This window comes from Gracilibacillus halophilus YIM-C55.5 (assembly GCF_000359605.1).
GTDB lineage: Bacteria > Bacillota > Bacilli > Bacillales > Amphibacillaceae > Gracilibacillus > Gracilibacillus halophilus.
On the sequence record NZ_APML01000030.1, the window covers coordinates 39911 to 53251 of the forward strand.

Genomic DNA, 13341 nt, shown 5'->3' on the forward strand with positions numbered 1-13341 from the left:
TGTGTTTATGTTTTCTTTAGGCGATGCCATCCATTTTTAACGAATGTAATGGTGAGTAAAATTAGAATAAGAAGAACAACAATCGTTCCATCAGGCGGTATTTCTAAATAATAGCCTGAAATTAAGCCAAGAATAACAAAAGTTTCACCAAATATTATCGCATAAATAATGGTTTGTTTAAATCCTTTTGCTATTTGGATGCTGCTTGCAACTGGCAATGTCATCAGTGCTGAAACTAAAAGTACGCCAACAAGATGTTGCGATGACAAGTGCTGTGACAACAATAAATAAAAAGTGAATACGTTTAGCATGTATACCGGAAACAGATGCAGAATTATATGTGGATTTTAATGGAGATGAGCGGATGGAAGCGTCGAATAAAAATGCGAAAAACTTGCTATAAAATAGGTGTTTCCGATACACTAAACATAATTCATGAGTAATGGAGGAAGATGTATGGGACGAACATTTTATTGGTATCCTAAATGTGGAACGTGTCGAAAAGCAAAAGCATGGTTAGATGAGCACCAAATTTCTTATGAGCCAGTTCATCTTGTGGAACATCCACCAAGTAAAGAAGAGTTAAAACAAATTATTGATAAGAGTGGATTGCCAATAAAAAAGTTTTTCAATACGAGTGGCAAAAAGTACAGAGAACTAGGGTTGAAAGATCAGTTACCGCAATTATCTGATGATGAGAAATTGGATTATTTAGCTTCAGATGGGATGTTGATCAAACGGCCCATCACTGTAGATGACGAACATGTTACAGTTGGTTTTCATGAAAAAACTTTTGAAGAAACGTGGAAGTAAACACAAGTAATACATAGTATCCAAGTTGAGTGGGAGGACGTAAATCATGAGTATTCCAAATACACTATTATATTCAAATGAACATGAGTGGGTGAAAAAAGAAGGCGATACGGTAACAATAGGAATTACGGAGCATGCGCAATCCGAGTTAGGTGATATTGTCTTTATTGAACTACCAGAAGTAGGTGATACGATTCAAGTGGACGAGCCGTTTGGAAGTGCAGAATCGGTCAAAACGGTATCCGAATTATATGCTCCGATCACTGGTAAAGTTGTAGATGTGAATCAAGAATTAATCGATAATCCAGAATACGTGAATGAATCTCCGTATGAAAAAGCGTGGATGATTGTAGTCGAACCATCAGATCAGAATCAAGTTGAGGCGTTAATGTCTGCAGATGAATATGATCAAATGATTCATGGAGAATAAAACATACATTGTAGCATTCGTACCTTATCTAAGTGCGAATGCTCTCTTTTTAGCCGAACGAATTCAATAATGGTAAGTCAAGTAAAGAGTTAACTGATGATAGCATATCCAGCGATTGAGCTCCCATAGAATGTGTAATATGAGATGAACAATAATGAAGTAGGTGAGCCCATGTCAGTAGCGAGTGAAAAAGTGATTATTGTTGAAGGCCGTTCTGATAAAGAAAAGATCAAGAAGCTAATTGAAGAAGATGTTGAAATCATTTGTACAAATGGTACATTAGGAGTTGAACGATTAGAATATTTAATCGAAGACTTTGAACTTGATGATCGAGATGTATTCATTTTAGTCGATGAAGACAATGCGGGGAAAAAACTACGTAAACAGTTGTCCACAGAACTCCCGCATGCCGTTCATATTTATATTGACAAGGCGTTTCGTGAGGTTGCTGCAACGCCTGAATCGGAATTAGCAGTAGCGTTAGTAGCATCTCATATTTCAATTTATCCAAATTATTTATAAATAGGTGAGTGTCATGGAAAAAATAACAACAGAGAATTGGTCCACGATTCAACAACTAGATGAACCTTATGTTATCTTTGTTCATACGCCATTTTGCGCCACATGCCAACTTGCTGAAAAAATGCTTTATGTATTAGAGGAAACGGACAACCAATTGTCGTTTTATCGTATGGATGCTTCTTACTTCCCTTCTTTCATGGAAGACCAAGCCATTACGAGCGTACCAGCATTACTTCTAGTGGAAAAAAACCAAGTACAAAAGAGACTGTATGCTTTTGAGTCAGTCCCAAAAGTATATGAGACGCTGACGAACTGGAAACAAATTCAGAGTATTTAGATCGTAACTCGTGTATGTCGAGAAAAATGGCCGTGTCATACTGGTAACTTGAACATAATCATGCAATCTCTAGACATATCGTCTCTCATTATGATGATTGATTATTGAAGCATGGATTTGATGGATGATACAATGAATCTGTCAATATAAAGAAGGGATGATTTATTATTAGTTTACATCTCAATTACACACCAGAGATGGAAAAAGCGATGCATCAGTCTCATGGAGTTGGCTACGCTGAGTATGGTAGAAAGTTATCACATCGAATGAAAGTAGAACATGAGCGCTGGAATAACTATTTGAAAAGTCAAAGTATCGTGCGTGATGTTGATCGTTTAGTACATCGCTAGGAGTCGAGATGGTTGGCGAACAAATGATGACAAAATCCTAGAGACGAGATATCACTACCTCCTCAGTCGTTATAAACGGACTAAGGAGGTAGTTTTTTGATACCGGTGATTCTAGAATGATTTACGTCAAACAGAAGAGATGGAAGTGGCTGTTTGCATCAATAATCGATTTACCCTTCAAACAGATCGTTTCATTGGCCCTGTTTGCATCGATAATGAATATATGCGTCAAATAAAGCATTGAAGAGCATCTGTTTGCATTGAAAATGAATGTATCCTGCAAATCGTTAACTTGTATGAAGCTGTTTGCAGAATAAAAAGAATATTTAAGTGGATATTGAACTTACGAGTCAGTAGATTGCGATATATTTTATTTGCTGTAAAAAGTGTGTCTAATGAAGACCTAACTAGAAAAGCTGATAAATCGCGAGAAAGTGTGTTATAATAACGATCGTTGGGTAGTTTCATTAGCGAAATGGTTGATTATAGATTCGAAATAGTTTAAGATTATAATGAGAATAAACTGAGAATGGTTTTTATCCATTTTCAAAAAATGATAAAACATAAGTTTTTGGAGGTATGAAGAATGGCAGGTTCAACTTTAGAAATTAAAGATCTTCATGTTGAAATCGAAGGTCAGGAAATATTAAAAGGGGTAAACCTTACAATTAAAGGTGGCGAGTTCCATGCGTGATGGGGCCAAACGGTACAGGTAAATCGACATTGGCTTCTGCATCATGGGTCATCCACAATATGAAGTGACGCAAGGACAAGTGCTTTTAGACGGTGAAGACGTTCTTGAAATGGAAGTAGATGAGCGCGCACAAGCTGGACTATTCCTTGCCATGCAATATCCAAGTGAAATCAGTGGTGTTACAACATCTGACTTCTTACGTTCTTCTATTAATTCTCGTCGCGAAGAAGGAGACGAAATTTCTTTAATGAAATTCATTAAGGAAATGGATGAAGCGTTAGATTATCTAGAAATTGATAAAAATATGGCACAACGTTACTTGAATGAAGGTTTCTCTGGCGGGGAAAAGAAACGTAACGAGATCTTACAATTAATGATGCTTCAACCTGAGATTGCCATATTAGACGAAATTGATTCAGGACTTGATATCGACGCATTAAAAGTTGTATCAAAAGGAATTAATAAGTTGCGCAATGACAATTTCGGTTGCTTGATTATTACGCACTATCAACGCTTGTTAGACTATATTACACCGGATCAAGTTCATGTCATGATGCAAGGACGTGTTGTAAAATCTGGTGGTCCAGAATTAGCGCAACGCCTTGAAGCAGAAGGTTATGACTGGATTAAGCAAGAACTTGGTATTGAAGACGAAACTGTAGGACAAAACGCGTAAGTGTTAGGAGGAGTTGTATGACAGTGGAAACAAAGCTTCCATATGATCAAGAATATATACGTTCATTCTCTGAGAATCAGAATGAACCGAATTGGATGACAGATTTACGAATTCAATCATTACAACTGGCAGACAATTTAGAAATGCCAAAGCCAGACAAAACAAGTATTAAGCGTTGGAATTTCCACGATTTCAAACATGATGTGGAAGGTGGAGAGATTTCGTCGCTCGAAGAATTGCCAGAAGATATTCAAGTATTCTTGGATATGAAAGCAAAGAACGAGAATTTATTAATTCAACGCAATCAGTCGGTTGCCTATCAATCGATTGCTTCTCATTTAGAGGAACAAGGTGTTATTTTTACAGATATCGAATCAGCACTGCGTGATCATAGTGAATTAGTGCAACGTTACTATATGAAGGATGCTGTACAGATTGATGAGCACAAACTTACCGCCCTTCACACCGCATTAATGAATGGTGGATCATTCGTTTATGTACCGAAAAATGTACAGGTCGAAGAACCGTTGCAAGCTATTTTCTGGCAGGAAGATCCAGAGGCTGCTTCTTTTAATCATGTCATCGTTGTGGCAGAAGAGAACAGTTCACTAACGTATGTTGAGAATTATGTATCAAGCAATACGGAAGAACATGCAGTTGCGAATATCGTGACAGAGGTTATTGCGCATGATAACGCAAAAATTAACTTCGGTTCTGTTGATAATTTTGCTTCAGGTACAACTGTATACGTGAATCGTCGTGGTGTAGCTTATCGTGATGCTCATATTGAGTGGAATCTTGGTCAAATGAATGACGGAAACACTGTATCTGAAAATATCACGAATTTAATTGGCGATAATTCTTATTCTTATGCGAAGACCGTTTCAGTTGGCCGTGGGAACCAATCGCAAAACTATACCGCCAACATTAAACACTACGGGAAACAATCAGAAGGTTTCATCTTACAACATGGTGTCATGAAAGATGATGCATCATCAATCTTTAACGGTATTGGGAAGATTGAACACGGAGCGACAAAATCAAATGCAGAGCAAGAATCACGTGTGCTTATGCTGAGCAAAGGAGCACGTGGAGATGCAAACCCAATTCTTCTGATTGATGAAGACGATGTTACTGCTGGTCACGCTGCATCTGTTGGCCGTGTTGACCCGATTCAATTATACTATTTAATGAGTCGTGGAATCTCTCAACAAGAAGCTGAACGCTTAATTATTCATGGCTTCTTAGCGCCAGTTGTAAAAGAAATTCCAATTGAAGCTGTTCAAAATCAATTAACTGAAGTGATTGAAAGGAAAGTATATTAATGGATATTCAAGCGATTCGTGAGCAATTTCCAATCTTAGATCAAGAAGTCAATGGTCATCCTTTAGTATATTTGGATTCAGCAGCGACGTCGCAAAAACCATTACCAGTGATTGAAGCACTTGAATCTTATTATCGTCAAAATAATTCCAATGTTCACCGCGGCGTTCATACGCTTGGCTCTAGAGCAACTGATCAATATGAAGGTGCTCGTGAACGGGTGAAAGATTTTATTGGCGCACGTTCCACTGAAGAAGTTATTTTTACTCGTGGAACAACAACTGCTATTAATACCGTTGCCTATGGTTACGCTCGTCACGTGTTGCAAGAAGGTGATGAAATTGTCGTCACCGAAATGGAGCATCATAGTAATTTGATTCCTTGGCAACAAGCGGCCAAATATACGGGAGCTACATTGAAATATGTTCCAATGGAAGAAGACGGGACGATCACATTAGAATCTTTCCGTTCAACCATTACGAATGCGACTAAAATTGTTGCTGTCACACATGTTTCCAATGTGCTAGGTACAGTGAATCCAATCAAGGAAATTGCAGCGATAGCTCATGAACATGATGCATTGATCGTTGTCGATGGGGCACAAAGCGTGCCACATATGAAAGTGGATGTGGCTAACTTGGATTGTGATTTTTATGCCTTTTCTGGACATAAAATGTGCGGGCCAACAGGTATTGGTGTATTGTACGGAAAGAAAGAGTGGCTCGAAAAAATGGAACCTGTAGAATTTGGTGGTGAAATGATCGATTTTGTTGGTTTATATGAATCAACATGGAAAGATCTCCCGTGGAAATTTGAAGGCGGGACACCAATTATTGCAGGTGCAATTGGTTTACATGCTGCTATTGATTTCCTTGAAGAGATTGGTATGGATCAGATAGAGGCACATGAACGTGATTTGGCAGCTTATGCCCAAACGAAGCTAAAGGAAATTGATGGATTAACGATTTATGGCCCGAAACAACGTAGTGGTCTTGTGACGTTTAATATTGATGGCGTACATCCACATGATACGGCAACTGTTTTAGATGCAGAAGGGACTGCGGTTCGTGCTGGTCATCACTGTGCACAGCCTTTAATGAAATGGCTTGATACAGCAGCTACAGCTCGTGCAAGTTTCTATCTGTATAATACGAAAGAAGATATCGATCGTTTGGCAGAAGGACTAAACAGAGCGAAGGAGTATTTCGGTGATGTCTTTTAATAACTTAGATACGTTATATCGACAAGTGATCATGGATCATTATAAAAATCCGAGAAACCGTGGAAGTCTGGACGATGAATCTGTTACAATAGATATGAACAACCCTACTTGTGGTGATCGTATAGAACTACATCTACAAGTTGAAGATGGTGTTGTTCAAGATGCGAAGTTTGAAGGTGAAGGATGTTCCATTAGCATGTCATCCGCATCAATGATGACTCAAGCAGTCAAAGGTAAAGATGTTGAGCAAGCGTTAAAAATGTCTTCTATGTTCTCTGATATGATGCTAGGCAATGAAATAGATAATGAAGACATTGACTTAGGGGACATTGAAGCATTACAAGGAGTTTCGAAGTTTCCAGCTCGGATTAAATGTGCGACGCTTGCGTGGAAGGCAATGGAAAAAGGTGTAGCAAGTGACGAAGAACAGTCGTAACTTGTAATTGAATCCTAAAATAGGAGGTATGAAAACATGGCGAAAAATGTACCTGAAATAGAAGAATACAAATATGGATTCCATGATCGTGACGTCTCGATTTTCCGTACAGAAAAAGGGCTTACGAAAAATGTTGTGGAAGAAATCTCTCGTATGAAAGAAGAACCACAATGGATGTTGGACTTCCGTTTGAAAGCATTGGAGCAGTTTTATAAAAAACCAATGCCTCAATGGGGGGAGATTTATCAGAACTCGATTTTGATGAAATCACGTATTATGTAAAACCATCTGAACGTTCTGAACGTTCTTGGGATGAAGTGCCAGATGAAATTAAGCAAACATTTGACAAATTAGGTATTCCAGAAGCAGAACAAAAATATCTAGCGGGTGTTTCGGCACAGTATGAATCAGAAGTGGTCTATCACAATATGCAAGAAGACCTAGAAAACATGGGAATTGTGTTTAAAGATACAGACACAGCACTGAAAGAAAATGAACAATTGTTCAAAGACTATTTTGGTAAAGTAGTACCGCCATCTGATAACAAGTTTGCTGCATTAAACTCTGCTGTGTGGTCTGGTGGATCGTTTATCTACGTACCGAAGGGTGTCAAAACAGAAACACCACTTCAAGCGTATTTCCGTATTAATTCTGAAAATATGGGACAATTTGAACGTACGCTAATTATTGTAGATGAAGAAGCATCTGTTCACTACGTAGAGGGATGTACAGCGCCAACGTACACAACTAATTCACTACACAGTGCAGTTGTAGAGATTTTTGTAAAGAAAGATGCGTATTGCCGTTATACAACGATCCAAAACTGGGCAAATAACGTATATAACCTTGTGACAAAACGTGCGACTTGCGATGCCAATGCGACAATGGAATGGATTGACGGTAACCTTGGTTCGAAGTTAACGATGAAGTATCCTTCCATCATTCTCAAAGGAGAAGGTGCCCGTGGAAATACACTTTCCATTGCATTAGCTGGTAACGGCCAACACCAAGATGCAGGTGCTAAAATGCATCACTTAGCACCAAACACGTCATCGACAATCGTTTCGAAGTCGATCTCTAAACAAGGTGGTAAGGTAACGTATCGAGGTATTGTACACTTCGGTCGTAAAGCAGAAGGTGCACGTGCAAATATCGAATGTGACACCTTGATTATGGACAATAAATCAACCTCTGATACGATTCCTTATAATGAAATTTTGAATGAGAATATCTCATTAGAACACGAAGCAAAAGTTTCCAAAGTATCAGAAGAGCAACTTTTCTATCTGATGAGTCGTGGTATCTCTGAAGAAGAAGCGACCGAAATGATTGTAATGGGCTTCATTGAGCCATTTACAAAAGAACTTCCAATGGAATATGCGGTAGAAATGAACCGTCTTATTAAGTTTGAAATGGAAGGTTCAATCGGTTAACAACAAAGAACCCTTGTCACATCATTGTTTGTGGCAAGGGTTCTGTTTATCATTTGGCTCTAAAATATGGCTCTAAAATATATGTTGGGGTATCAGTAATTTTCTGATAACTTTTTTGCTTGCCATAAAAAATGTCATTTACAGCTTATAGAATGTGCTAATCTCAAACAAAGTGAGCAACACTTCTACCAACATTGATTTAGAATCAATAAAGTGAATCCCCCCTTTGGTACTGAATAGGGGGGGATTGTGTAGATTAGGTGACAAGAAGAAAAGTAACTGATCATCCGGAAAAATAAATGAAATGAACTATCTAGATTTTGTATTATCTAACGTATTCTTTCTCATAGCTTAAGGAGACTACATCATGTTTAGATTCCATAGCTTCTTCCCAGTTAAGCTTGATATGTAGACCATTAAGTGCTTCTTTTATATAGGATTTAGACCTCATATCCACATTAGTACTTGTGAAGGTACCTGACTCATAAACTTGGTGATTAGAAAAGTTATTCAAATCACCAGAAATTGACGTTTGTAACTTTTCTTTAGAGTCCAATTTCCAATGTAAGTGATTAATCGTTTCCTCGTTTTTTTGTGAAACTGTAACACTAATGTCTCTCGTTTCATTATTGGAATTTTGTACTAAGTATAAATTTACTACCCAAGTCTTACTTTCTCCAGTTGCTAAAAGGTGTAGTTTTTCGCTTCCTTTCTGCGATGTACATCCTATTAAAAATAAAAGACAAACAAAAATTAACCCATATATACTATGAATTCTTTTCATAATCTAACATCCTTTATCGGTTAAAGATATCAATCAGTCAATCTTACCTATCGTAATATCGATTAATGAGTAAGTAACTTTTAAACATTTACACAATTGAAATTCAAAAAAATGTAACATATTATAAAATTACCATCAATGTTTTGAAGATACAAAAAGGAAAAATAACGTCCATTAAATGAAAAGGGGATTGAAGAATAGCACGAGGCAACACTAGATGAATGACGTATTAAAGTACCGCAACAACAAATGTGGTGCGTTTAGAAATAGTGATAGTATAAATGTGTTCTGGATTTGGTTTTTTATACCTTGTCACATATGTGGCAGGGGGTTTTTGTAGCTTAAGAATGCTTCAGTTGGATAAATTGTCGGTTTCCCTTTATAATGATAAGAGTTCGATCATTGAACGCACGTTTTCTTAAGTCTTATTAACGACTATTATAAGTGTGATCGTGATATAATGGAATCCAAAGAAGGACGGGATAAATTTGGTCGTTTTTTTATGTATCCTCATTGGTTTTTTATCTGCCTTTGTGGGCAGCATTGTGGGATTCGGTGGTGGTGTGATCCTTGTACCACTTCTACTTATTTTACATACATTCACACCATTATTTGATTGGGCGACACCTAGTACCATTGTAGGTATTTCTCTTATTATTATGGTGTTTACAGCAGCATCATCTACTTAGCATACGCGAAATCTGATCGAATTGATTATAAGAGTGGATTTTTATTTATCGCGGGAAGTTTACCTGGTGGAATATTCGGTTCCTGGCTCAATCAATTTGTAGAGACAGATCAATTTTCTATATACCTAGGGATCTTTATGTTGATCATCTTTGTTCTATTTCTGTTCCGTAAAAAAGACTCTAATTTACCGAAAGATAGTCGTCAAGGGGTCATTGCAAAGAAAGTATCTTTTTTAACCATTACGCGGGTAAAAGAACTGAACAACGAAACCCATACTTATACGTTTGCGACTTATGCAGCTGTTTTGATCGGTTTAATTGTTGGGATATTATCAGGTTTCTTTGGCATTGGTGGTGGTTCACTGATGGTTCCGGCGATGATTTTATTTTTTGCATTTCCGCCACACATCGCAACGGCTACTTCCATGTTTATCATTTTATCTTTAAGTATTGTTAGCTCGTTTACGCATATATTTTTAGGTCATATCGTTTGGAAGTATGTGTGGGCGTTTATCCCTGGCGCGTGGTTTGGTGGTACACTTGGCGCTAAGGTGAACCAGCAATTACAAAGTAAAACGATCGAACGATTTTTACGCGTGATTTTATTATTTATCGGATTACGTTTAATATGGCAAGGCGTAATGTAAGGGGATGATTTTATGCAAGAGAAGCTTCATATTCATTATTCAAATGATTTACACAGCCATTTTGAAAATTGGGGAAAAATTGTCCATCACTTTGAACAGAAGAAAAGAAGATATCAGAATCATCATGAATCCTTTTGGTTGATCGACTTAGGTGATCATGTCGATCGTTATCATCCCATTGCTGAAGCCTATCGAGGTAAGAAAAATGTGGAGTTTTTAAATCAAGCTGGCTATGATGTCGTAACAATCGGTAACAATGAGGGAATTACATTAGAGTATGACGATTTATATCAACTATATAATCAAGCAGATTTCCAAGTGACTTGTGGTAATCTATCCCCCAGTAATGAAGAGCGCCCGTCATGGTTGCGCGATGACGTTTTGTTAACTACATCATCAGGTATCCGTATCCGACTCATTGGTCTTACCGCACCGTTTAATGCTTTTTACCATGAATTAGGTTGGCATGTGCAATCACCGTATGACTATCTTGATCAACATATCAGAAGAATCAAAAAAGATGCTGATGTGATTATACTTTTGTCGCATTTAGGGTTATCTGAGGATGAAAATATTGCTTATAAATACCCAGAGATTGATGTCATTATTGGTGGTCATACGCATCATCTTTTAAAATCTGGGAAAACAGTCAATCAAACGTTACTAACAGCTGCAGGTAAACATGGAGCTTATGTTGGCGAAGTGCATTTAAACTGGGATCATAGACTTCAACAATTAGTAGAAAAAGAAGCGTATGCTGTTGAAACAGAACAAATGGATAGTGACAAGAAAACGGACAAACTTATTCATACTACGACTGAGAGCGCAGTAGCGAAGTTAAGTGAAACAAAAGTGACGATTTCTCAGCAATTGAAAGTGGATTGGTTTTCTTCAACTCAGATCGTACAGTCGCTAACGGCAATGCTCAAACAATGGACAGGTGCTGATGTTGCTATGTTGAATGCTGGCCTTTTATTAGAAAGCCTAGGGCCAGGGAAGGTCACTTTTGCTGATATACATAGAATTTGTCCCCATCCCATTAATCCCTGTACGGTCACATTAGATGGAGCAGAGTTAATGGAAGTGATTCGTGGCGCTCATGACCCACAATTAACTCAGTTAGCATTGAAAGGTTTTGGTTTTCGTGGAGAGGTTATTGGTGCAATTACCTTTTGGGGGATTGAGATTGATCGTTATGAAGATGAAACAGGAAAAACCCATGTGCGGCATGCGTATTGGCAAGGACACCCTATTGATCTACATCAAACATACACATTAGCAACGGCGGATATGTTTACTTTCGGTCACATATTCCCAGCTATCGCACGAGCGACAACGAAACAGTTTTATTTACCTGAATTTATGCGCGATTTGCTATGGCATACGTTATCTGAAGATTCATAGGCACACTCCTTTCTAGGCTTTCATATGCTTTAGAGAAAGGAGTGCTCGAATATGATTGATGTAAAACCAATTGAAGTGGAAGGATATACGTTTATCGCAATATCAGCTCAGTTACCAGAAACGAATCTTTTAGTGATACAAAATCATATCGGTTATGTGATGTGTGGTGCGCTCGATATTGATTTATTAAATGAAAAACTCAAAGATCGGCCCATTATAGCAGGTCGTGCGGTGGGCGTGCGTACGATTGATGAATTATTAGAAGGAACATTAGATAAAGTGACGATTCATTCTCAAAAATACAACTGGACGCCAGGTATGCCAATTAAACAAGCGTTACTCACAATAGCAAATGAGTGAATTCTTGTCGAAATGAGGATTTTTTTGATAAAATAAGTCGAAAATAGTATTCAATTACAGATTTATAGGAGATCTCCATGAGGTTAATTGCGACAAAATATTTACAAGAAGGTATGGAATTAGCAAAACCAATCAAAAATGATTATGGTCGAATTCTTGTGCAACGGCATGTGAAATTATCGACCTTTATTATTAAAAGGTTATTGGACTATGGTATTACGTACGTATATATTCGTGATCAAGAGACAGATGATATCGTTATTGAATCACCGGTATCAGAAGATTTGAAATTGGATGCAATGAATCACATTCGTGAATCTTTTCGTTTGTTCGACGATAAGGATTTAGAGCAAAATCCTTATTTGTTATCAAAGACGATTGATTCACTTCAAGGTGTTGCCAAGCAGATGGCTACAGAAATTAGTCATCATGATGAAGTGATTCAGTATGTTAGTGATTTATTAATTAGTGATCATTACGTATATCAGCATTCTGTGAATGTCAGTCTCTATACAATCGCATTAGCACAAGCATTTCAATTTCCTACACATCAAATTGAAGAGATCGGTTTAGGCGCTTTGTTACACGATATTGGAAAAGTGTTTTTACCACAAAATATTTTGAATAAATCCGGTAAACTAACAGATGATGAGTTTGAAATCATTAAGAAGCATACAGAATATGGGTTTGAGTTTTTACGAAAGAGTCATGAACTCCCTTTATTAATTGCACATTGTGCGTTTCAACATCATGAGCGGATTGATGGATCGGGTTATCCACGGGGTATAACAGGAAACGAAATGCATCCATATGCGAAGATCATGAGTGTGGCTGATGTATTTGATGCGGTAACGACAAATCGTGTATATCGTGATGCGATGTTACCACATGAAGGATTAGAAATATTATATGCGGGCGCAGACAAACAGTTTGAGTCCCATATTGTTGATGCATTTAGACGTACAATCGCTTTATACCCTAATGGTTTGACGGTTACATTAAGTGATAATCGAATAGGTATTGTGGCTAGGCAAAATCATCAAGTGAATGATCGACCTGTCATCCGTATTACACATCATGGAGAAGAGAAAGTATCTACCTATGATTTAGATTTATCGAAGGAATTAGATATCATGATTGTTGGTATGAATGATCGAAAATAGAATAATCGATAAATAATATCCCCCCTTTTTCCATCATAAATATAAGTAAAAATGGGGG

13 protein-coding genes and 3 pseudogenes are annotated in these 13341 nt (G+C 37.5%); 14 read left to right on the top strand and 2 right to left on the bottom strand.

Annotation, left to right across the window (positions count from 1 at the left end; genetic code table 11):
- Window positions 1-5 precede the first annotated feature (5 nt).
- Window positions 6-269: a metal ABC transporter permease gene (locus J416_RS08465; protein WP_003468603.1), complete on the bottom strand. Its 264-nt coding sequence runs from the start codon at window positions 267-269 to the stop codon at window positions 6-8.
- A gap of 187 nt (window positions 270-456) precedes the next feature.
- On the opposite strand from J416_RS08465, the gene J416_RS08470 reads away from it, so the two are divergent.
- The 10 genes and pseudogenes from J416_RS08470 to sufB all read left to right on the top strand — a co-directional run bounded on the left by J416_RS08470 (window position 457) and on the right by sufB (window position 8236).
- Entirely contained in the window at window positions 457-813 is a 357-nt protein-coding gene (locus tag J416_RS08470; protein ID WP_003468605.1) for an arsenate reductase family protein, read from the top strand.
- 46 nt (window positions 814-859) lie between these two features.
- Entirely contained in the window at window positions 860-1243 is a 384-nt protein-coding gene (gene gcvH, locus J416_RS08475; protein WP_003468607.1) for a glycine cleavage system protein GcvH, read from the top strand.
- A 144-nt stretch (window positions 1244-1387) separates the two neighbouring features.
- On the top strand, window positions 1388-1765 hold the full coding sequence (locus tag J416_RS08480) for a ribonuclease M5 (RefSeq protein WP_003468609.1): 378 nt from the start codon (window positions 1388-1390) through the stop codon (window positions 1763-1765).
- Between the two features lie 13 nt (window positions 1766-1778).
- The gene (locus tag J416_RS08485) at window positions 1779-2102 is read left to right on the top strand and encodes a thioredoxin family protein (protein ID WP_003468611.1); all 324 of its coding nucleotides are present in this window, start codon (window positions 1779-1781) and stop codon (window positions 2100-2102) included.
- 209 nt (window positions 2103-2311) lie between these two features.
- The gene (locus J416_RS15925) at window positions 2312-2452 is read left to right on the top strand and encodes a YuzK family famiily protein (RefSeq protein ID WP_003468613.1); all 141 of its coding nucleotides are present in this window, start codon (window positions 2312-2314) and stop codon (window positions 2450-2452) included.
- A 586-nt stretch (window positions 2453-3038) separates the two neighbouring features.
- Window positions 3039-3822 (top strand): annotated as a pseudogene (sufC, locus tag J416_RS08490) (Fe-S cluster assembly ATPase SufC).
- Window positions 3823-3839: 17 nt separating this feature from the next.
- On the top strand, window positions 3840-5147 hold the full coding sequence (sufD, locus tag J416_RS08495) for a Fe-S cluster assembly protein SufD (RefSeq protein WP_003468618.1): 1308 nt from the start codon (window positions 3840-3842) through the stop codon (window positions 5145-5147).
- Window positions 5147-6367 carry a cysteine desulfurase gene (locus J416_RS08500; RefSeq protein ID WP_003468620.1) on the top strand — a complete coding sequence of 407 codons (1221 nt, stop codon included), beginning with the start codon at window positions 5147-5149 and terminating at the stop codon, window positions 6365-6367. Before sufD ends, J416_RS08500 begins: the two co-directional genes overlap by 1 nt.
- Entirely contained in the window at window positions 6357-6803 is a 447-nt protein-coding gene (gene sufU / locus J416_RS08505) for a Fe-S cluster assembly sulfur transfer protein SufU (RefSeq protein ID WP_003468627.1), read from the top strand. The genes J416_RS08500 and sufU overlap by 11 nt, the downstream gene beginning before the upstream one ends.
- Before the next feature lie 36 nt (window positions 6804-6839).
- Window positions 6840-8236 (top strand): annotated as a pseudogene (sufB, locus tag J416_RS08510) (Fe-S cluster assembly protein SufB).
- Between the two features lie 325 nt (window positions 8237-8561).
- Here sufB and J416_RS08515 read toward each other — a convergent pair.
- Window positions 8562-9020 carry a hypothetical protein gene (locus J416_RS08515; RefSeq protein ID WP_003468635.1) on the bottom strand — a complete coding sequence of 153 codons (459 nt, stop codon included), beginning with the start codon at window positions 9018-9020 and terminating at the stop codon, window positions 8562-8564.
- Between the two features lie 563 nt (window positions 9021-9583).
- Here J416_RS08515 and J416_RS08520 point away from each other — a divergent pair.
- The 4 genes and pseudogenes from J416_RS08520 (at window position 9584) to J416_RS08535 (ending at window position 13283) form a co-directional block, all read left to right on the top strand.
- Window positions 9584-10356: pseudogene (locus J416_RS08520) on the top strand (sulfite exporter TauE/SafE family protein).
- Window positions 10357-10368: 12 nt separating this feature from the next.
- Window positions 10369-11760, top strand: coding sequence for a bifunctional metallophosphatase/5'-nucleotidase (locus tag J416_RS08525; protein WP_003468652.1), 1392 nt, complete (start codon window positions 10369-10371; stop codon window positions 11758-11760).
- A 51-nt stretch (window positions 11761-11811) separates the two neighbouring features.
- Entirely contained in the window at window positions 11812-12120 is a 309-nt protein-coding gene (locus J416_RS08530) for a YunC family protein (RefSeq protein WP_003468655.1), read from the top strand.
- 77 nt (window positions 12121-12197) lie between these two features.
- The gene (locus J416_RS08535; protein WP_003468658.1) at window positions 12198-13283 is read left to right on the top strand and encodes an HD-GYP domain-containing protein; all 1086 of its coding nucleotides are present in this window, start codon (window positions 12198-12200) and stop codon (window positions 13281-13283) included.
- Window positions 13284-13341: the final 58 nt, after the last annotated feature.